This window comes from Azospirillum sp. SYSU D00513 (assembly GCF_017356015.1).
Lineage (GTDB): Bacteria > Pseudomonadota > Alphaproteobacteria > Azospirillales > Azospirillaceae > Azospirillum.
Genome location: NZ_JAFIQV010000033.1, coordinates 22,533 through 43,856, shown reverse-complemented (window position 1 = coordinate 43,856; position 21,324 = coordinate 22,533). Strand labels below are relative to the sequence as shown.

At 65.5% G+C, this 21,324-nt stretch carries 12 protein-coding genes; 8 read left to right on the top strand and 4 right to left on the bottom strand.

What is annotated here, in order from left to right; genetic code table 11:
- Positions 1–3: 3 nt before the first annotated feature.
- The 4 genes from JUB11_RS22385 to JUB11_RS22370 all read right to left on the bottom strand — a co-directional run bounded on the left by JUB11_RS22385 (position 4) and on the right by JUB11_RS22370 (position 7,413).
- Positions 4–957: an NAD-dependent epimerase/dehydratase family protein gene (locus tag JUB11_RS22385; RefSeq protein WP_348771490.1), complete on the bottom strand. Its 954-nt coding sequence runs from the start codon at positions 955–957 to the stop codon at positions 4–6.
- A gap of 141 nt (positions 958–1,098) precedes the next feature.
- The gene (locus tag JUB11_RS22380) at positions 1,099–3,906 is read right to left on the bottom strand and encodes a glycosyltransferase (protein ID WP_247887246.1); all 2,808 of its coding nucleotides are present in this window, start codon (positions 3,904–3,906) and stop codon (positions 1,099–1,101) included.
- Positions 3,907–4,123: 217 nt separating this feature from the next.
- Positions 4,124–6,061 (bottom strand): tetratricopeptide repeat protein, encoded by a 1,938-nt coding sequence (locus JUB11_RS22375; RefSeq protein WP_207460984.1) that lies wholly within the window; start codon positions 6,059–6,061, stop codon positions 4,124–4,126.
- Positions 6,058–7,413, bottom strand: a complete 1,356-nt coding sequence (locus tag JUB11_RS22370) for a tetratricopeptide repeat-containing glycosyltransferase family protein (protein ID WP_207460983.1) — start codon at positions 7,411–7,413, stop codon at positions 6,058–6,060. The genes JUB11_RS22375 and JUB11_RS22370 overlap by 4 nt, the downstream gene beginning before the upstream one ends.
- A gap of 185 nt (positions 7,414–7,598) precedes the next feature.
- On the opposite strand from JUB11_RS22370, the gene JUB11_RS22365 reads away from it, so the two are divergent.
- The 8 genes from JUB11_RS22365 to JUB11_RS22330 all read left to right on the top strand — a co-directional run bounded on the left by JUB11_RS22365 (position 7,599) and on the right by JUB11_RS22330 (position 21,323).
- Positions 7,599–9,905 carry a tetratricopeptide repeat protein gene (locus JUB11_RS22365; protein ID WP_207460982.1) on the top strand — a complete coding sequence of 769 codons (2,307 nt, stop codon included), beginning with the start codon at positions 7,599–7,601 and terminating at the stop codon, positions 9,903–9,905.
- Positions 9,906–10,258: 353 nt separating this feature from the next.
- Positions 10,259–11,656, top strand: a complete 1,398-nt coding sequence (locus tag JUB11_RS22360; protein WP_207460981.1) for a calcium-binding protein — start codon at positions 10,259–10,261, stop codon at positions 11,654–11,656.
- A 313-nt stretch (positions 11,657–11,969) separates the two neighbouring features.
- Positions 11,970–14,090 (top strand): tetratricopeptide repeat protein, encoded by a 2,121-nt coding sequence (locus JUB11_RS22355; RefSeq protein ID WP_207460980.1) that lies wholly within the window; start codon positions 11,970–11,972, stop codon positions 14,088–14,090.
- Entirely contained in the window at positions 14,041–15,672 is a 1,632-nt protein-coding gene (locus JUB11_RS22350) for a tetratricopeptide repeat protein (RefSeq protein ID WP_207460979.1), read from the top strand. Before JUB11_RS22355 ends, JUB11_RS22350 begins: the two co-directional genes overlap by 50 nt.
- Positions 15,673–15,691: 19 nt before the next feature.
- Positions 15,692–16,909, top strand: a complete 1,218-nt coding sequence (locus JUB11_RS22345) for a glycosyltransferase family 4 protein (protein ID WP_207460977.1) — start codon at positions 15,692–15,694, stop codon at positions 16,907–16,909.
- Positions 16,906–18,456 (top strand): glycosyltransferase, encoded by a 1,551-nt coding sequence (locus tag JUB11_RS33410; RefSeq protein WP_207460976.1) that lies wholly within the window; start codon positions 16,906–16,908, stop codon positions 18,454–18,456. Before JUB11_RS22345 ends, JUB11_RS33410 begins: the two co-directional genes overlap by 4 nt.
- Positions 18,457–18,518: 62 nt before the next feature.
- Positions 18,519–20,189 (top strand): glycosyltransferase family 4 protein, encoded by a 1,671-nt coding sequence (locus JUB11_RS22335; protein WP_207460975.1) that lies wholly within the window; start codon positions 18,519–18,521, stop codon positions 20,187–20,189.
- A 111-nt stretch (positions 20,190–20,300) separates the two neighbouring features.
- Positions 20,301–21,323, top strand: a complete 1,023-nt coding sequence (locus tag JUB11_RS22330; protein WP_207460974.1) for a glycosyltransferase family 4 protein — start codon at positions 20,301–20,303, stop codon at positions 21,321–21,323.
- Position 21,324 lies beyond the last annotated feature (1 nt).

Below are 21,324 nucleotides of genomic sequence, written 5' to 3'. Positions count from 1 at the left end.
CTCCTAGAGATAGCGGTCCAGGTGTTGACGATAGAAGGCGACGGTGCGCCGCAGCCCTTCTTCCAGGGAGACGCGGGGCGTCCAGCCGCTTACGGCGCGGAAGGCGCCGTCATCGCCATAATAGTCGCCGATGTCGATGCGCTTGCGCTCGGCCGGGAATTCGCGGATGGCAAAGGAGCCGCCGCTCACCTTCACCAGGGTCTCGGCCGTCTCGCGCAGGCTGACGATGCCGTCGCCCCCCAGGTTGAAGGCCTTGCCGTCGAGCGCATCATTCCCGGCCATGAGCATCAGCGCGTCCACCGCGTCATCCACATAGGTGAAGTCGCGCAGCTGCTCGCCGCCCCACACTTCGAACGGGCGCCCTTCGATCACCGCGCGAAGCCAAACTCCCAGAAAAGTCTGGCGCGCATCCTTGATCCGCATGCGCGGCCCATAGGTGTTGGTCAGCCGAAGCACCGTCGAACGCAGCCCGTACACCTGATTGTACAGCATGTGATAGGATTCGCCGGCGATCTTGTTGATGCCGTTGACGTCCACCGGGTTCAGCGGGTGCCGCTCGTCCACGGGCAGGTATTGCGGCCGGCCGTAGATCTGGCGCGTGCTGGCGAACACGATCTTGGCCGCGGGATTGTGCTTGCGGCAGATCTCCAGAAGACTGAGCTGGGCCGTGCAGTTGATGGCGAGGTCGGTGAAGGGGTCATGCATCGAATCGAGATGCGACGTCTGGCCCGCGAGATTGAAGACCAGCTCGCGGTCGCCCACCAGATGGCGCATGCTGTAGGGATCGCGGATGTCGGAGATATTGGTGCGGACCTGTCCCTCGCAGCCGTCGAGGTTGAACAGGTTGCCGCCATACTCCGGGACCATACTGTCCACCACCAGCACGTCGGCGCCAAGCCCGGCTAGGCGCCGCGCCAGGGTCGAACCGATGAAGCCCAGCCCACCGGTGATCAGCACCCTGCGGTTCTGCCATAAGGCATCATGGTGCCGAGGCTGGGGTGCTTTTGAAAGTGCGTCGCTCACACCCGCTCCTTGCTCGATGCGCTGAGCACCTTGGCTATTTTCAACCATGCGGCTTCCATCCAGGCCAGCACACGGTCACGCGATCTCGCATAGGTATGTCCGGGAGCCAGTCGGCTCGCCAAGCAATCCCTGGAGATTGTAGGGCATGCTGTCCCAGACCCTTATTGGCGCAAGGCCATTTGCGCTGAAGAGCGACAACAGTTCCTGCTCATTGAAGATGACCTCGGCGACAGGGCGGCCATAGGCGAGCTTGCGCAGGTAAGTGGTTTCCCTGTTCATCAGCACGGGCACCGTGTGGAAAACGCAGAAGCGTCTTGCGACACGGCGGCTCTGCGCAATGGCATCGCGGTAGCCGAGAATATGCATGAGGGACACGCCGTTGAAGACGATGTCGAAGCTGCCATCCTCAAACGGGAGGTTTGTCGCATCACCTTGCAAAAAATGCGCCTTCGGATAACGCCGACACGCCATGTCGATCATCGATTGCGAATAATCCAAACCCGTATACCGGACCTTGTCGTTCAGGAGATGCCCGAACACTTCGCTGTAGTAGCCGCTGCCGCAGCCCACTTCCAGCAACTCCGGTTGGGGGAGGGCGGTTGCGCGGATGGCCTCTGCGGCCACGGCAAGATCAACGCGCACCCGGCCCGCATGCATGGCCTGCAGCAGAGGGATGTAGGCGGCGTCCTGCCGCTCGCTCACGTCCGGGAAATGCCAAGCCTCGCCGGTGATGGCAAGCGCCTGCTGGCGGTCGATGATCGTGTGCCCGGTGGAGATGGCGTTGGGCGCGGCAGCCTGTTTGGCGCCCGGCCCAAAGCGGCGGTCACCCGGAACCGGCAAACCATAGGCCTGCGCCAATTCTCCAAAAAGCGACGTCAATTGTTTGACGTAGGGGCGATACAGGGTTTCGGTGATGAGTTGAGCGTTACGAACGCCGTAATGCCGCAAGCCGGTGTCCCATGCCGCGGCGCCGACCTGCTTCAGTCCATGGAAGTGATAAAAGACGAGCGGTTCACCCTCAATGCGCAATGTTCCTTCGTGAGCCTCGAAATTGTAGTTGTCAAGGTTCCATGGTCCTAAGTTCATTCCCTTTCCAGCAATGGCATGGATCGATCGGTAACGCAGCGGCCAATTGTCCAGATACTTCTGGTCGGCAAACTTTTGATCTTCCAGACGGTCATAACACCAGGCGAGGCAATCGCGCCGGTAGTCCTCAAGACAGCGCCGGCCTTCGATGTCGTTGCGCCACGTAACCCATGCCACGTTGTAGATGCCAAAACGGGCACGGTCGGCGAGGGCTGGCGCGAACCGGTGCGGCACGATGGCGATGGATGCGGCGCCTATCTCCGCAAAGACCCGCTGGGGCGACTCATAAAACAACAAATCAGCGTCGAGATAAGTCACGGAAACCGCACTGGGGACCTGCGACAGCACATAGCGGGGCAGGCAGGGCGTGCAGGTGAAGTAATACTCCACTGCCGAACGACTTTGCTTAACGGCTGCGAGGTCGGGATCGAAAGTTTCCAGATCGGATAGGGTGATGACCCGTGCCGAGGGTTGACGCTCGCGCACGATGCGCGCCGCCTTGTCGTCGAGGCAGAGCACGAAGACGCGTGCTTCGGGGGCATGCTTCAGCAGCGACTCCAGCATTAGCAAGCCACGGGGAGCATAGCCGCTGTCGAAATAGGTACAGAAGCAATGTTCCGCCATCGTGGCGCCGGTCTCCGGAGACTGCAAGGAAGCGGTCGTGCCGGTGGATGACCGAGCTGGCAGATGGCGGCGCACGATTTCGTCGAAGGCATGAATGCGGTGGCTGATCCCATGCTCTGCCAAACAACGCATCCGCCCGCGTTCGGCGATAGCGCGACGCTCCTCGGGCCGATCGAGATAGTAGCAGATCTTCTCGAACATCTCACCTTCCGTGTGGAAGGTTTCGATTTCCTCGCCGATGCGGAAATATTCTTCTAGATTATCGTAGTGGTGGGTCAACAGGAAGGCACCGCTGCCGGTCGCCTCGAAAAGGCGCATGTTGGCGCTTTCCGCACCGGCAATGTCGTAGATGCGACCATCAGGTCCAAGGGCGGCCATCGAACTGCGGCAGTCGAAAACGATGCGGCCGGTGCGCAACGCCTGGTGCATGGCCACGCCGAACACCGCCTCGCGGCGATGCCGCGCGATTGCCGGCGGCAGTCCCTCTGCAGGGCCGGACAGATGGAACGCGCAGTCGAAGGCACCGGTTTCCGCCGTTTCGGCGATGCGACCGAGCAGTTCGTTGCGGCGCGCGTGCTGCACCGGCGTGTAGGATCCGGCAAACAGCACGTCATGTTTCTCGGAGACGTCGCCGATCCGGTCAGCGATCCATTCCGGGAAGCCCGGCATGTACTTTTCGCCGGCCTTCGCTCCCAGGCGCACCGCCATGTCACGGATGCCGGCCAAGCCCGACAGCAGGACGTCGAAATCCGACCAGTCCGTGCCCTGGGGAATGGGTGCGGCATGCCAGCCCATGACGAGATGAGGCCGGCGACGCAAGGTGCGGATGAAGCGGCTGTCGAACGAGGTGCTGTCGCTGCAGTAGAGAATATCCGGATCGATCTCGTCGATCTGCTGGCGAATGATATCGTGGAAAGCCGCCGCCGGTGGCGGAATGGGGCGTCCCCGTTCCCGCATCCAGGCGGTCTGCGTCGGGCCGCAGTTGCCGATGATGAAGTGCGCTTCGTAGCCCAGCGGTTCGAGATAGGGCACGATGTTGTGCAGCGCGCTGAAACCATCGTCCAGAAGCGCCCGGGTCTGCTGCTGGAACGAAAGGGCCTTTACCTCGGGATGCGCCGCATAGAAGCGGTCCAGGTAGGGACGGTAAAAAGTCTCGAGCTGAACGATCCGCAACGTGTCGCGAGGCTGCACAGCCGCAGCGGAGTTAGATAATGAGACCATGATCGTTTTAACTCGCCCAGATCTTCGCATCGACACGGCCACCACCGGCGGCCGTCGCAGGGGCGTATCAGTAACAGAGTGCCGCGTCACCAGCCAAGCGCCCAAGCCACGGAGTCAGGCCGTGGCCTTGAAGCAAACAGAGGACGGAAAAGCCGTTTCTGCGGCAGGGTCAATCCGGTCCGGCGGCGCAACGCTCCAGGAAGGTCTCCAACGCCCGCAACGGCCGGTCGTCGGTATGGATCAACCCGCATCCCGCGGACACGCGGGCCGACACCGAGCGGCGCCAGCCCATGTCCGTGCCCAGGCGAACGGCCATGGCGACATAGGCATCGAGGTCGCCGGCGATGGTTTCGGTGACCCCGATCCGGTTCAGAATGGCAGCGCTGTGCCGGCCGCGCATCAGCGCTCCCGGCAGGGTGACCACCGGCAGCCCCTCGGCGACCGCTTCGAGCGTGGTGTTGCCACCGGACCAGCCGATGCTGTCCAGATAGACGTCGGCCCGCCGGTTGAGCGCGGCATACTGCCCGGGCGAGAGATAGGGCAGGATGACCACATGCCGGCCGGCATCGAGCCCGCGGCGCGCGAAGGCCTCCCCGAGGCGGCGGTGCAGGCGCGCAGTCAGGGCGTCGGAACGCGGGTTGATGAACAGGAACTGGCTGTCCGGCACGGACGCCGCGATGCGCGCGAAAACGTCGTCGTGCTGCGGCAGGTACTTCGACACATACTGGCAGCACAGGTAGGCGGTGGCGTCCGGCCGCACGCCGAAAGCGGCGAAGTCGGCCGGCTCCGCCGCCACCTCCAAGGGGGCGTAGGCGATGCCGAGGCCGGGCAGGCGGACCAGCCGCTCGGTGTAATGCGCCTCGGCCCCTTCCGGCTCCATCAGGTCGCTGCCGAGAAAGCAGTCGACCGTCGGCAGGCCGGTGGTGTCCGGATGCCCCCATGATACGCATTGGACCGGCGCCAGCCGCAGGGCTGCCAGCTTCGCGGCCATCGGGTCCATGCCGATTTCCGGATAGATCAGGACATGCAGGTCGTCGGCGCGGATGGCCTCGCACATCCTCTCGAACGGCAGGCCGGCGGTGAAGCGGTGGAAGCGGGCCTGGGCGCGGTCGGTACAGGCGTCGCGCGCGCCGGCGGTGTGATAGCCGTACAGTTGGATGCGGGACGGGTCCAGCCCCTCCATCCAGCCGCGGATCATCAGCTTCCAGATGGTGTGCCAGCGGAAGAAGCCCGATGCGATCCCAACCCGCAGCGGCTCGCCCGGCGTCACGGGCGGCATCGGCGGCCGGTCGGCCCATCGCGGATGGCGCGCGGCCATGACGCGGGCAACGAAGCGCCCGTAGATCTCCTGAAGGTCCCGGTCGCACTGTTCCTGGTAAGCGAGATAGTAGGGCTGAAAGCTGCCGATGGCCTCCGCGGCGGCCGCAACGGATTGCGGCTCGTCGAACCGCACCGAGGCTGCCAGGGCCTCCAGATCCGCGCGGTAGCGCCGACGGGCTTCCGCGATCTCCTCGGGCCGGTCGTAAAGAGTGGGCAGGCGCGACATGCACAGCCCCAGCCGTGCCGTGATATTGGATGGGGCTAGCGCGACGGCGCGGCCAAAACCACCGACAGCGCGGTTCAGCTCATCCCGGCCCTTGGCCAGATAGCCCAGCATCATCCAGCTCCGCGCATCGTCCGGCTTGAGCAGCGCAGCCTGCCGGAGCGCCGGCAGCGCCGCTTCCCGATTGCCCAGAGCGATCAGGGCGTCGCCGAGCGCTGCCTGACAGCCCGCAAGAGTGGGATCGACGCGCAGGGCGCGGGTGAGGCTCGCGGCGGCGCAGGCCAACTGCCCCAGCCTTTTCAGCACGATGCCGAGATTGTGGTGCGCCTGCGCGTACCCCGGCTCCAGAGCCAGGGTCTGCCGGAACTGGGCCGCCGCCGCCTTTGCCTGCCCCCGGGCGAAGAGGAAATTGCCGATCGCGAACCGCACGTCCGTGTCCTGCGGGAAGCGAGCCCTCGCTTCGGAAAGGACGGCTGCCGCCTCGTTCATGCGGTTCTGCCGCTGAAGAAGTGCCGCCTGCTGAAGCAGGGAACGTGCGGGCTGCGCGCTCGTCTCGGAGGTCATCGGCCGTTTCTCCAGGCGTGAATGCGCCGGACCAGCGCCTGTTCGACGCGGGCCGCCACCTCGTTCCAGTCTCCGGGCGCCGTCTGGCGGAACAGGCGCGCCGTCGGGTACCACGGACTGTCGTCCCGATCGAGCAGCCATCGCCAATCCGCCAGATGGGGCAGCAGGATGAAGACGGGCCGGCCGAGCGCGCCCGCCAGATGCGCCACAGACGTGTCCACCGTCATGATCAGGTCCATCTGCTGCATGAAGGCGGCGGTGTCGGCCATGTCGCCGATCCGGTCCGACAGGTCGAAGATGACCTCCGCCCCCGGCGTTCTTGCCAGATCGCCGGCATGGGGTCCCTTCTGAAGGCTGAAGAGCCGCAGGTCCGGAAGCCGGCTCAGGGGCCTCAGGGCGGCGAGCGGGCAGCTCCGCGACGGATCCGTGGGGGAGCTGCCCCAGACCAGCCCGACCCGGAACCCGCCCTCCGGCAGTGAGGGAGCCGGCCCGGTTGGCGGCGCCAGGTAGGGCGTTTCGGCGGGGATGCTGTCCAGCTTGGTGCCGAACAGCCTGGGCAGGCTCATCAGCGAGGCCTGAACGTCGAAGGCGGGCAGCGGTTCCCGGGTCGAGAGGACGCGGTCCACGCCCGGATGGCCTTGCAGCAGACGCAGCAGCTCGGCCTGGCAGCGCAGGATCACCGTGCCGCCGAGGCGACCGGACAACCCGACATAGCGAAGGAATTGCAGCGTGTCGCCCAGCCCTTGCTCGCAGACCAAAAGCAGGGTCCGGCCGTTCAGGGGCTTGCCGTCCCAGTCCGGGGCGCCGCGATGCTCCACCGGCGTGCCGGGCCGGCGCCACCGCCATTCGTATTCTGGCCATCCTTCCGCGAAACGGCCGGCGCGCAGCAGGTTCAGCCCGAGGTTCCAATGTGCGTCCACGCAATCCGGATCCAGGGCGACGGCCCGCCGGTAGCAGGCGATCGCCTCGCCGAAGCGATGCCGGTGCTGAAGCAGGTTTCCAAGATTGTAATGGCCCGCCAGGAAGCCCGGCGTCTCCGCCAGGAGCGCGCGGAACTGGCGTTCGGCGTCCTGCGGACGGCCCCAATCCTTGAGGGCGGTCGCAAAATTGTTCCGGGGAACGGGATCGCCCGGCATGGCCGCAGCGGCGTGGCGGAAGTAGTCCGAAGCCAGTCCGAAGCGCCGGCTGCGATGGGCCAGGGTCCCCAGGAGCTGCAGGCAGGGGCCATGCGTGCGCTTCCGGTCCACGACCTCGTGACACAGCCGCGCGGTCTCGGGCAGGTTTCCCTCGTCGAAATGGCGCCGTGCCAGAATGTAAAGATCGTCCAGTCGCTTATCTTCTTCAGACGACACGGCTCTGGCTTCTCATCCCTGGAGCTTCTACAGAAAACGTCCTGCCCTTCGACGAGGCCGGCTCAATATCCGGCCGGCCTTCCTTGCGGAAGGAATGCTGGCATGAGAGCAGGGGGGAACCGTGATATACGCCCGCCTGTGCGGGCGTATCAACCGCATTCTCCCGGCCTCTTCCGACGATCAGAATGCACACCGAAGACACCAACCCGATCTGGTTCATCAGCGCCCGCGATCATCTGCGGGCCGGCCGGCCGGATGAGGCCGGGCGGTTCTGCATCGCCCTGCTGGTCCGGGAGCCCGCATCGGCCGAAGGGCTGATGGGGATAGGCTTGACCCACCAGCTGCGCGGCGATCCGGATGAGGCCGGTCTTTGGCTCGGGCGCAGCCTGGTGGCCCGTTCGGACCATGCGGACGCGTGGGGAAACCGGGCCGCCTTGCGGGCGCTGCGGGAAACGCCCGACCAGGCCTTGATGGATTGCGCGGCGGCGCTGAGCCTCGATCCGTCCCTGGCCGCCGTCCATGCGCTGCGCGCCCGCCTCCTCTACGGGCGGGAGGAGCATGCGGCGGCGGCGGCGGCGGCGGGGCGGGCGCTCACTCTCGGCCTGCGCCGCGCCGAACTGGACCTCATCCTGATCGACGGTCTGCGTCGGCAGGAACGGCTTGCCGAGGCCGGGCGGCTCTGCCGGGAACGGCTGGAACGGACGCCAGAACGGGCCAACCTGTGGGTCCTGCTGGGCTTGGTCCTGAGCGACGAAGGGGACGACGCGGCTGCGGCCGCGGCTTCGGGGCGGGCCGTCCTGCTGGAGCCGGCGCACGTAACGGCGCTGAGGAACCGGAGCGACGCGCTGCTGCGGCTTGGCCGGCCGGTGGCCGCCGCCGCCATGCTCCGCGCGGCGCGCGCGGCCGGCCCGCACCTGCCGGGCGCGGTCTTCGTTCCGGCCTGGCGGCGGATCGGCGAGCAGGCCCAGGCGGCGGGAAACTGGCTCGACGCCCTGCGCGCCTTCGAGGCCGCGGTCCGGGAGCAGCCCGGCGACCCGGTCCAGCGGGGCCCCTTCGCCATGGCCGCCGCCGCGGTCGGGCAGCAGAGCCGGGCCGAAACGGCGCTGCGCATCGGGCTGACCCTTGAGCCGGCGGCGGCCGGCCTGACGATGAATCTCGGCACCATCCTGGTCAACGAGGGCCGGGTCGGGGAGGCGGAACGGCTGCTCCGCCGTGCGCTCGCGCTCGCCCCGGACGCCTGCAAGGCCCACAGCAACCTTCTGTTCGCGAGCCAGTACCGGCCCGGCGTGACCCCGGCCGAACACCGCGCCGCCCACCGTGCCTGGCACGACCGGCATGCCGCCCCGCTTCTGCCCCGGACACCCCCGGCCTTCCCCAACGACCGCGATCCGGAGCGGCGTCTGCGGGTCGGGATCGTCTCGGCGGATCTGAAACGCCACCCGGTCGGCTATTTTCTGGCGCCGTTCCTCGCCGCGCACGACCGGAGCCGCTTGGCGCTGGTCTGCTACGCCAGCCAGCCCGACGAGGATGCGATGACCCGCGCGCTGAAAGGGCATGTCGAGGGCTGGCGCCAGGTCGCCGCCTTGCCGGACGAGCTGCTGGCGGAGACGATCCGCGCGGACTCCATCGACATCCTGATCGACCTGTCGGGCCACACGGCGGGGCACCGTCTGCCGGTCTTCGCCCGCCGGCCGGCGCCGGTGCAGATGACGTGGCTGGGCTATGTGCACACGACCGGCATGCCGACGATCGACGGGCTCATCGGTGGCGGCCTAGAGATACCGCCCGAGGCCGCGTCCTGGTTCGAGGAAAGGCTGATCCCCCTTCCGCACGGTCGGTTCTGCTATCAGCCGCCGGAACAGGCCCCCGCCGTCGCTCCGCCCCCCTCGTCGGGAGGCGGGCCTGTGACTTTCGGCTCATTCAACAGCCTGGCGAAGCTGTCGGACGCGACGGTTTCCCTATGGGCCGGTCTGCTCGCCGCCGTGCCGGACGCCCGGCTGCTCCTGAAGGCGCGTCCCTTGCACGATCCCGTGGTGCGGGGCCGGATCAGGGCGCGTTTCGCTGCCGCTGGGGTGGAGCCGGAACGGATCCATCTGCGCGGCTGGTCGTCGCACGCGGCCATGCTGGCCGAATATGGCGACATGGACGTGGCGCTCGACCCGCGACCCTTTTCCGGCGGGCTGACGAGTTGTGAGGCCTTGTGGATGGGGGTGCCCATGGTCGCATGGCCGGGCGACACGCCGGCCGGCCGGCAGAGTGCGCATTTCCTGTCCTTGTTGGGGCTCGATGAGCTGATCGCCCGGTCGGCGGAAGAGTATGTGAGCATCGCGGCGGCGCTGTGCCGTGACTCCGCGCGGCTGGCCACCCTGCGCGCCGGAATGAGGGCACGGGTGCTGCGTTCCCCCCTCCTTGACGGAGCAGGCTTCTCGCGCGGTATGGAGGATGCGCTGCGCGGCGCGTGGCGGCGCTGGTGCGCAAACGGCGCGTCGTGATAGCCGCGTCCCGGTTCCCGGATGAAGGGGAGCGCCTCCGCGCCACAAAACCTATTGCAGTTCAAGCCCTAGGCTAAAGCATCACGGCATGGTTGGGACCTTCGGCGGGGGCGCCCCCTCGCCCGCTCGCCCCCGCTCCAACTAAGTGGCGGATTTGCAACAATTTTAGCCTATGGGTACGACGCGGAGTTCAGCTGGAGCGTATGGCGCCCGATGCGCTTGCCTTTTTTCCGAACACCCCTTATGCGTATCCACAGTTCAAGGGTCTATCGGCCTGGCTCGCCAGGGCTGTGTCTATGACATGGCCCCCCTTGGATCCAAACGAACCGGTTTATTGGTTGAAGGGGCTATAAATGGCAACGTTTACTCTCACTGAGAGCGAAGACACCCTGACGTCGGCCTCCACCGACGACCTGATCCTGGGTCTCGGCGCTGCTGACGTCATCACCGCCGTTGGTGCTGACACGATTTACGGCGGCGACGGCTCCGACACGCTGGTGGGCGCCTCCACGGCCGATCTGCTGTTCGGCAACGCCGGCACCGACTCGGTTTTCGGTAACGACGGCAACGACACCCTCTACGGTGGCGCGGGCAACGACACTGTCGTCGGCGGCCTGGGCAACGACCTGCTCTTCGGTGACGCGGGCAACGACTCCCTGAGCGCTGTCTCGGGTGCCGATACCGTTTACGGTGGTGCGGGTAACGACACCATCACCGCTGCCGCGAACGCCACTGGAACGCTGCTGTTCGGCAATGCCGGCAACGACTCTGTTCTCGGCGGCGACGCCGCCGACACCATCTATGGTGGCGCGGGCAACGACAGCCTGGACGGCGGCCTCGGCAGCGACCGCCTGTTCGGCGATCTGGGCAACGACCTCCTGACGGGCGGCACCGCTGGCGCTGACACCGTTTATGGCGGTGACGGCAACGACACGATCACGGCTGCTGGCAATGCTACCGGCACGCTGCTGTTCGGCAACGCCGGTAACGACACCATTCTGGGCGGTGACGCTGGCGACACCATCTATGGTGGCGGCGGCAACGACACCATTACCGGCGACTCGGGCACGACGGGTGGCGGTGCTGACCTTCTGTTCGGCGATCTGGGCAACGACCTCCTGTCGGGCGGCACCATCGGCGCCGACACCATCTACGGCGGTGACGGCAACGACACGATCACGGCTGCTGGCAATGCTACCGGCACGCTGCTGTTCGGCAACGCCGGCGCTGACTCCATCGTGGGCGGTGCAGGCGTTGACACCATCTACGGTGGCGCCGGTGCCGATACCGTCTTCGGCGGCGACGCTGGCGACCGCCTGCTCGGCGATGCCGGTGACGACCGTCTCTATGGCAACGCCGGTAACGACACGCTGATCGGTGGCGCTGGTGCCGACACGCTGTACGGCGGCAATGACACCGGCAACCGTCTGGAAGGCGGCGACGGCGCCGACGTCCTGGTGTTCGAGTCGACTTCGGCTGGCGCCGTGATCGCGGGCTTCGCGACCGGCACCGACAAGATCGGCCTGACCGGCTTCGGCGCTCTCGACAACGCAAACCTGTCGACGCAGTTTGCCCGTGGTGCGAACCTGGGTGCTGCCACGGTAACCCCGGGCCAGTACCTGATCTTCGACACCACCTCGAGCATCCTGTACTACGATGCGAACGCGGGCGACACCACGGGCCGCGTCACCGTCGCTACTCTGGACGGCGTCACTCAGGTCAACGCGACTGATTTCATCATCATCTCGTAACCTGTTTGGTAAGACGGAAAAGGGCAGGCGAAAGCCTGCCCTTTTTTGTTTGAGGTAGTTGCGAACCAATTCATGTTCTTTCCTGGCGTGCCCTAATGTTCGTGCGCGGCGGTTTCGAAACAGCTCCTGGGTAAGGCAAAGCGGTCCGGCAGTGGAGCCGAACTCGCAGATATTGTTATCGCCAAGCTCACTCGGCTCTCTGCACGTTTTGAACGAGACCGAGCATGGGGGGCTGTTCTTTGGCACACCTGTCTGCCCGCATCCTCATTGCCTTAGAACGCTCGCGTATTTAAGGTGCTGCCTTAATTGTTCAATGCTGGCTTTCTTCACGATGACCTCGCGTTCCAATCCGGCGGCCCTCGCAACTTCGCCCGATCCCTTGGCTGATGCGAAAGCTTTTTTCAAAGCCGGTCGTCACGCGGAAGCTGCTTCCCAGTGCCGCAACGTGTTGAAAGCTGGCCAGTCGGTGGTGGAGAGCCTAGTTCTCCTGGGCTCAATTGGCACCCTGACGAACACAGCCCAGGCTTCGATCCCGCTCCTGCAACTGGCAGCCTCGCTCGCACCAAGGGACATCTCGGCCCTGAACGCTCTTGGTCTAGCTTATCACGAAAATCGGCAATATTCGGAAGCCTGTGCTTGCTTCGAACAGGTTCTGGCCATCGCTCCTAGGCAAACGGAGGTGATGCGCAACCTTGCTCACGCTCAGTTCGGACGGAAGGATTGGGCGAAGGCTCTGGCCATGTTTGCACAGCTGTACGCACGCGAAGAGCATGCCTTGAAGGATTGGATCCCACATGCGGGATGCCTGCACCATCTCAAGCGCAATGCCGAAGCGATCGTGCTCCTCCAGAAGTTCATAGAGCTTGAGCCGGAAAATGCCGACGCGTGGTACCTTCTGGGCCTGTGCCTGCACCACACGCACCAGATTCGCCCAGCGATTGAGGCTTACAAGAAATCCATAAAGTTCAACCCGAAGAAGTATACGGCATATCTTAACCTTGCCGCTCTCTATCAGAAACATTCAAACCCGGAAAGAGCCGCTGCTGTTTGCCGGACGGTCCTTGCGTTGAACAAAGATTTCCTACCCATTTATGTCAACTATGGGCTGGTGCTTGCTGCCCTGGGAAAGAGCCGGGAAGCTGTGGAGCTGATGGGGCGGTTACTGCTGGCGCAGCCGGAAAACGACCGCTGCCGCAGCAACGTCCTGTTCTACAGCCAGTATACGGATGATGTCTCGCCTCGACGGCTTTATGACATCCATCGGGAATGGGACATCCGCCACGGCGAGCCGCTCCGCCGTTTCCGGCAGGAGCACCGGAATGATCCCTCTCCGAACCGGCGGTTGCGCATCGCCTACGTCTCGCCCGACCTGAAGGCCCATTCCTGTGCCTGGTTCCTGATGGATCTCCTGGAGCATCACGACCGGGAAGCCGTCGAAATTTATGCCTACGCGAATCTGGACCGACCGGATGGCGTGACGGAGAGGCTGAAGGCCAAGATCGATGTTTGGCGCGACGTGAACGGCCTGCCGGACGCAGATCTCGCCCAGCTGATCCGGCAGGACCAGATCGATGTTCTCATCGATCTGGCCGGCCACACCGCGCGCCACAGCCTGATCGCTTTCGCTCATAAGCCGGCCCCCGTGCAGGTGACTTGGCTGGGCTATCCCGGCACGACGGGCCTGTCCACCATCGACTACCGCCTATCCGATGCTTGGCTCACTCCGGAGGGCACGCCGGAACTTTTTTCGGAGACGGTCTACACCCTTCCCCGGATCTCCCATTGCTTCCGTCCGCCCGAGGCGCCCGAGCCCACCTCCCTGCCAGCGCGGACCAACGGCATCATTACCTTCGGCTCCTTCAACAACTTTGCCAAGCTGTCCGACACCACCGCTAGGCTGTGGACAGCTGCGCTGGACCGGGTGCCCAATGCGAAACTCCTGCTGAAATCCCGCCACATCGGCAGCGAGGAAGCCCGTGAGGCGATCCTGGGCCGTTTCCGCCGGGCAGGCGCCGACCTGTCGCGCATCGTCCTCGCCAGCGGCAACGAGCGTCAGGAAGACCATCTGGCCCAGTACGGCCTCATCGACATTGCCCTGGACACCTTCCCCTACGGCGGCATGACGACGACCTGCGAATCTCTATGGATGGGGGTGCCGGTCATCAGCATGGCCGGCGATCGGACGAGCGGCCGCTATGGCGCCAGCGTGCTGAACGCGGTAGGGTTGGGCGAACTGGTCGCGAATGGCCCTGAGCAGTTCGGGGAAGTCGCCGCCCGCCTTGCCGGCGACCTCGACCGGCTGGTGGAACTGCGGGCTACGTTGCGCCAACGGATGGCCAAGTCGCCGCTGTGCGACGGCCCGGCCTTTGCCCGCGCTATGGAAAATGCCTACCGCGACATGTGGGCGCGCTGGTGTGATTCCCAAAAGGGATGAGCGGGAGTCCAGCATGACGGGCATCACTCCCTCCGGGCTGGAGGCGGCTCTGCGGGAGGTCCTGGCCCTCATCCAGGCAGGCCGGCCGGAGGCCGCGGAAAGCGCCTGCCGCGCCTTGGCGGACCGTTTTCCGGACAGCGCCGAGGCTCATCATCTGCATGGCTTGGCGGCCCTGATCGCCAAGAATGGCGATGCGGCTGTGCTAAGGCTCTCCCGCGCCGTGGCGCTTGCCCCGCACGCCGCCCGCTTCCATGCCAATCTGGGCACCGCCCAGCAGGGAATCCGCGCATCGGATCGCGCGGAGCGGAGCTACCGCCGCGCGCTTCACCTCGAGCCCGGCCAGGCGGAAGCGGCCTTCAACTACGCCAACCTGCTGGTCGGAGCCGAACAACCAGACATGGCGCTGTCCTTCTACCGCCGCGCCGTCACCCTGCAGCCGGATCGCGTCAAATACTGGTGCAGCTTGGGCAACCTGCATCTGCGGAGCCGCCGGGAGATTCCGGCGCTGCGCGCCTACGGCATCGCCAACGTCGCAGCCGGCGGGGCTTTCATCGACACCGCCGTGAACCAGGGGATGGCCTACCAGCGTCTGAACCAGCTGCCCGAAGCCCTTGCCCAATACGAACGCACGCTAGCTGCGAAACCCGGCGACACCTCCGCTCACTGGAACCGGGCGCTTGCGCTGCTGGTGTCCGGGCGCCTGAAAGAGGGCTGGGAGGAGTACGAGTGGCGCTGGAAGCTTGCCGAAAGCCAGCCGCGCGGCTTCGCGCAACCCTTGTGGGCCGGGGAACCGCTGAACGGCCGGGTCCTGCTGCTGCACGCCGAACAGGGGCTCGGTGACACGCTGCACTTTGCCCGCTATCTGCCGATGATCGAGGGGCATCTCATCCTTGAGTGCCAGCCGCCTCTGTGCCGGCTCCTGTCTGTCAGTTTTCCGGATGCGAGGATCGTGGAGAGCGGCGATCCCCTGCCGCCTTTCGATCTTCATCTGCCGCTAATGAGCCTTCCGCGCGTGTTCCGGACGGGGTTGGACAGCATTCCCGCCTCCGTGCCCTATCTGCGGGCGCCGGACCTTCCGCTCCGACCGGCGGCCCGGCCCGGCACGCTGGCCGTCGGGGTGGTTTGGGGAGGGGATCCCGCCCATCGCAACGACCGGCAGCGTTCGCTCGGCCGCGACGCTCTGGAAGCGCTTCTGGATATTCCTCAGGCAACCTTCTTCAGCCTTCAGAAGGGAAACCGAGGCGCAGAATTGGCCGAGGCGGCTCCGACGGAGCGTCCGGTCCTGGACCTTGGCCCAATGATCGGCGACATGGCCGATACCGCCGCCCTCATCCGGCAACTGGATGCCGTCGTGACGGTGGACACGTCGGTGGCGCATCTCGCCGGCGCGCTCGGCCGGCCGGTGTGCATCATGCTGCCCTATTCCCCGGATTGGCGATGGCTTTTGGATCGCTCCGACAGTCCATGGTATCCTACGGCCAAGCTGTTCCGCCAAGCCGCTCCTGGCGACTGGCTTGGCGTCGTCCGCGCCGTTGCCGATCACCTCGCCGTTATGGGCGCGTCCCGCCATCCGCTCCGATGACCCTCTTACCCGGCCTCTCATGAAAATCGTTTTCATCCATCAGAACATGCCGGGGCAATACAAGCACCTGGCCGCGAAGCTCGCCCAAAATCCCGATAATCAGGTCGTCTTCATCACGAAGCGCAAGGACCGGGACATCCCGCGAGTCAAGCGCATCAGCTACGGGCTGTCCCGCGAACCGGGCAAGACGATCCATCAATACCTATACCGGGCGGAGGACGCGGTCCTGCACGGACAGGCGGTCGCTCGCGTCCTGCTGCAGCTACGTGCGGAGAACTTCATCCCGGACATCGTCATCACCCATCCCGGCTGGGGCGAGGCGCTGTTCGTCAAGGATGTGTTCCCGGGAACTCCACTGCTGAACCATTGCGAGTTCTATTACCAGGCACGTGGGCAGGACATCGATTTCGATCCGTCTAGCCCGCCGGAAATGGACAGCATCCTGCGCTCGCGGATCCGGAACACGCACCTGCTGCTGTCGCTGGAATCCTGCGACCGTGGCCTGTCGCCCACCCATTGGCAGCGGAGCGTTCATCCCAAGGTCTATCACCCGAAGATCACGGTCATCCACGAGGGCGTGGACACCGCGAGCCTGCAACCAGATCCCGACGCCTCCTTCGAACTGCCGGACGGCACGGTCCTGACCCGGCGGGATGAGGTGGTGACCTATGTCGCGCGCAACCTGGAACCCTATCGGGGCTTCCCCACCCTCATGCGCGCGGTGCCGCGCATCTGCGAGGAGCGGCCCAACGCCAAGATCCTGATCGTCGGCAGCGACGGGGTCAGCTATGGAAGCGGCCCCGCCGACGCGGCGAACTGGCGGGAGAAGATGTTGGCGGAGGTCCCGGTCGATCCGAAACGGGTCTTCTTCCTAGGCTACGTGCCTTACGACCGCTTCACGCGGATGCTCCAGGTCACCTCGGCGCACGTCTATCTGACCTATCCCTTCGTCCTGTCCTGGTCGATGCTGGAAGCCATGTCGCTCGGAGCGCTGGTCATCGGTTCGCGCACCAAGCCGGTCGAGGAAGTCATCACCCACGGCGAAAACGGCTTCCTGGTCGACTTCTTCTCGCCCGACGCCGTGGCGAAGCAGGTGGTGTCCGTGCTGGAGGACCGCGAGGCCTTCGCCGGGATCGCGCGCGCCGGGCGCCGCACGGTCTTGCGCAAATACGATCTCGCCCACTGCCTGAAGCAACAGATGGCCCTTATCCACTCCATGGTGCGGGGACGGGCGTGAGCGCCGCTCCGAGCGCTCCGGCCTCCTCCACGGAGGCCCCGTTCAGAAGAGTTGCCGGCCGCTTAGCAGGGCTGATCCCGCCGGACAGCCGCGCTGTGTTCGAACTCTGCCGGCCGGGCGAATCCGTGGCGCTCCTGGTCCGGCGGCGTAATCCGGCGATCCGCTTCGCCGTCCTGCCCTTGCCGGAGGACCGGCCGCTTGCCGAGCCTTCAGCCCTGCTGGGTCCGGCGCAGCCGCAGTTCGACTGCCTGGTGCTGCACGAGGTCTTCCTGGCCCTGCCGGCGCCCTTCGCGGCGGTCGGGGCTCTCGTGCCCTATCTGAAGCCAGGCGCCTCGGTTCTGTTCGTGCTTCCCCGGTCGGCCTGCGAGCGCCTGCGTGCCGACAAGGCAGGCCTGCCCTTGATGGACGCGCTCCAGGCGGCCCTGGCGGGAAGCGGGCTGCTCGTGGCGCAGGGCTTCATGGTGTCCTCTGGCGGTGCGGACGGCTTTTCGCATCTGATCGTTCAGGCCACGCGGATGGAGGGGTTCCGGCGCCTCCTCCTAAACGCCATGACGCTGAGGCCGGCCGGAGGCTGCAACGACACGCGCATTGACCTGCCGAACGCTTTCCTGGCGACCGTGCCCGGGGTGAGGACCCAATCCTCGGTCGAGCACATTCGTTCGCTCGAGTCTTTGCCGGGCGAACGGCGGATCGTGCTCCTTCAGCGGAGGATCTACGGTCCACGGGATGTGCCGGCTTTGAAAGCCGCTCTGCGGCAGGGCTATCTCCTAATTTCGGAATTCGACGATCACCCGAGCCATTGGCCGGCGATGACCGAGTTCGGGCATCTCACCTTCCGCGGCGTGCACGCGGTGCAGACCTCGACCGAGGTCCTGGCCGAGGAGCTGCGGCCCTTCAACCCGGAACTCGCCGTTTTCCCCAACCAGATCTCCGCCCTTCCGCCAGCTCGTCCGCCGCGCCCGAACGGACGGACGACCCTGTTCTTCGGCGCCTTCAACAGGGGCAGTGACTGGCACGCCCTGATGGAGCCGCTGAACCGCCTCCTGGCCGAGCACCGGGGCTGGATCGACGTGCAGGTCGTGCATGACCGCGCCTTCTTCGACGCGCTCGCGACCGACGACAAGAGCTTTACGCCGACCTGCGGCTATGACGGTTACATCGAGATCCTGCGGCGGTGCGACATCGGGCTTCTGCCGCTCAACGATACACTGTTCAACCGTTGCAAGTCCGACCTGAAATTCATCGAATGCGCGGCCCATGGCGTCGTGGCCCTGGCCAGCCCCACCGTTTACAGTGGCTCGGTCGAGGACGGCGTGACGGGTGTCCTGTTCCGCACCCCCCAGGAATTCCATGACCGGCTGAACCAGCTGGTCGTCGATCCGTCGGCACGCAGCGGCATTGCCGACCGCGCCTACGGTTACGTGCTGGGCCACCGTCTGCTGGCCCAGCATTTCCGCAAGCGGCTGTCCTGGTATGAGTCCCTGCTGGACCGCAAGGCGGAACTAGACGCCCGGCTGTTCGAGCGTGTGCCGGAGCTGCGGCCATGATCCGGACACCTTGAGGGCTGTTCATTCCGTTCCGTGCAACTTCTGTCCGAAACAAGGCTCCCATGCCCTCGACCGCTGCCATCTACTATCACCCGGACGCCTTCTCCATTGCCCGTTCGGATCTCAAGGGCCGGCACTCCGCGGGTGCAGGTTTTCTTGCGGCCCTGTCCCGTCATCACAACGCCATGCCTCTGCATTGCTACGCGTCGGAGCGGCGGCTGGCCGTCGAGTTTGCGCAGACCGTTGAAAGGATGGCCGGTCGTCCCCGTCCGGTATCATGGATTGCCACGTCCAATCTGGCGAAACTCGCCGAACCAGGTTGCCTGTTTCTTCCGGGGCCGACTCTTGGCGAGTATGCTTGGCAGCGGCGGTTTTCCGATCAGCGCGCTTACAGCCTGTGCGGAGTGACGCACACCATCTGCACGCCGGGAGTGATGGACGCGCTGGGCGATTACATGGTTGCGCCGCTCCAGCCCTGGGACGCGCTCATCGTCACGTCGCATCCGGCCCGGACCGCTATCAGCGCGGTGCTGGAGAGCTGGGGCGACTACCTGCAGACGCGCTTCGGCGGCCAAGCCCACTCTCCCGTGCAAATGCCGGTCATACCCTTGGGCGTGGACTGCGACCGCTTCACTGGCACCCCCGAGAACTGCACACTGGGAGCGGAACTGCGGCGGCGCCACGGCATCGGCCCGGACGATGTCGTGGTCCTGTTCTACGGCCGCCTGTCATTTCATGCTAAGGCTCACCCCTTACCCATGTTCCAGGCCTGCGAACAGACGCAGGCACGGATGCACCGCAAGCTTCATCTCGTGCTGACCGGCTCGGCCAGCAACGCCGAAATCGAACGGGAATTCCAGGAGGGCGCCCGGCGTTACTGCCCATCCGTCAACACCATCATCCTGGATGGGACCGATCCCGCCCATGGTCTGGCTCCCTGGTTCGGCGCGGACGTTTTCATGTCACTGTCCGACAACATACAGGAGACCTTCGGCCTCACTCCCATTGAGGCCATGGCCGCCGGGCTGCCCGTGATCGTGTCGGACTGGGACGGATACCAGGACACCATCAGCGACGGCGAGGTCGGATTCCGCATCCCGACCCTTCTCCCGCTGCCGGGCAGCGGACAGGAATTGGCTTATCGCGCCTTGATGAAGGTGGACAGTTCCGACCGCTACATGGGTGCCGCCAGTCAGGCGACGGCGGTCGACGCTGCAGCCGCCGGCGATGCGCTCCTGCGGCTGGCCGAGGATCCTGAACTGCGCCGGCGCATGGGGGAGGCCGGCCGGAAACGAGCCCGCGCGCTCTTCGACTGGTCCGTCGTGATCGCCGCTTACGAGGCGCTGTGGGGCGAGTTGGCTCAACTGCGCGCGAGTGCCGAGGAAATTGCCCCCCTCCGGCCCGCTGCCGAGCCATTTCCCCTGCGGGCTGATCCCTTCCTGGTCTTCCACGGCTTCGCCACCCGCCAGATGGGCCTGGACACCCGTCTTTTCTGCGGGCATGCCGATCCGGAGAAGGCGCTCACGGACATTCTCGTGGCCGGAATGAACACTTTCAGCGCGGGGACGCTGCTTCCGCCCGAGAGCGTCCAACTCCTTCTGCGGCACGCCCAGGGGCAGGAGCGCAGCTTAGAGGAGCTGACCGGCCTACTCGCCCCCGACCTGCGTAGGCGGGCCGCCCGCACCGTGGGTTGGCTCGTCAAATGTGGCCTGCTTGAGGTCCGGTTCGGATAGCGTTCTGACCATGGCGGGCTCCGCTTCCGCTGTTCTTTCATATCCTGCGTTCCGGTCACGTGATCGAGCAAATTTGGTAGAGAGCCCGTTCCTGGGCCGGGGGAGATGAGCATGAGGATGCTGGCCGTATCGGGCAATCTGGACTATTCGGGCTCATCGCTCTGCCTGTACCGCTTCCTAAAAACCGTCACGCCCGAGCATTCGGCCGATCTACTGTGGGGGCAGCTTGGCCCTCCATCCCTGAAAGGAGCCTATGAGGCGGCCGGGATCAGGGTTATGACGGAAGCCGCTCTCGATTCCTATGACGTCGTGCTGTGCAATTCCCTCCTGACGGGGCACCTGCTCCAGCGGTGCGCGGCTCGGCGCCCCGTTCTGTGGTGGATCCATGAACCGCAGTTTGGGGCCGCCATGGTTCGCGCCGGCCGTTTCTCTCCCGAAGCCTTCGCGGCGGCCACGACCATCGTGTTCCCCACCCGTTGGCAGGCAACGGAGGTCTATCGGGAGTGGCTGACGCGAGAAAACTGGACCATCGTCGAGAACGGTGCCGCAGTCGACCCGAGCCCCCGTCCACGACCGCAGGAGGTCGTTCCGGGCTTTTTCAACATCCTCCAGCTCGGCGCGGTTGAGCTGCGCAAGGGGACCGACCTGACGCTGGCCGCCGTGCGCAGGCTAGCGGATCCGGCCGTTCGCCTGATCTATGTTGGCCCGCGCCATCCGAACTTCAGTCCCTCCCTGACTGCGGAGGAGAAAACCCGGATCGTCTTCGCTGGTCCGAAGACGGAAGAGCAGGTCGCCGCGTATCTGCAGCATTGCGACGCACTTTCGGTCCCAACACGCGATGACCTGGTGGCGCTTGCCATAATGGAGGCCTTGCAGGTCGGGCTGCCTGTCGCTTCCAGCGATTACGGCCCGATTCCCGAAACCATCCGCCATGACTGGAACGGGTTGATGTCGCCAGTCGGGAATGCCGAAAAGCTGGCCGAGAATCTTGCCCGCTTGCGCGATAATCCGGCCTTGCGGCATCGGCTGGCCGCCAACGGGCAACAGACCTACCGGGAGCGCCATAATGCGGCCCAGAGCCGGGACAGGCTGCTCAGGGCCTTGGCAGACACCATCGCCAAGGGGCGGGCATGAC

Bases quoted from the DNA above. Each gene is read 5' to 3' on its own strand.
- JUB11_RS22375 (WP_207460984.1), bottom strand. From the start codon at position 6,061: ATGACCTCCGAGACGAGCGCGCAGCCCGCACGTTCCCTGCTTCAGCAG.
- JUB11_RS22365 (WP_207460982.1), top strand. From the start codon at position 7,599: ATGCACACCGAAGACACCAACCCGATCTGGTTCATCAGCGCCCGCGAT.
- JUB11_RS22360 (WP_207460981.1), top strand. From the start codon at position 10,259: ATGGCAACGTTTACTCTCACTGAGAGCGAAGACACCCTGACGTCGGCC.
- JUB11_RS22355 (WP_207460980.1), top strand. From the start codon at position 11,970: ATGCTGGCTTTCTTCACGATGACCTCGCGTTCCAATCCGGCGGCCCTC.
- JUB11_RS22350 (WP_207460979.1), top strand. From the start codon at position 14,041: ATGCCTACCGCGACATGTGGGCGCGCTGGTGTGATTCCCAAAAGGGAT.
- JUB11_RS22345 (WP_207460977.1), top strand. From the start codon at position 15,692: ATGAAAATCGTTTTCATCCATCAGAACATGCCGGGGCAATACAAGCAC.
- JUB11_RS22335 (WP_207460975.1), top strand. From the start codon at position 18,519: ATGCCCTCGACCGCTGCCATCTACTATCACCCGGACGCCTTCTCCATT.
- JUB11_RS22330 (WP_207460974.1), top strand. From the start codon at position 20,301: ATGAGGATGCTGGCCGTATCGGGCAATCTGGACTATTCGGGCTCATCG.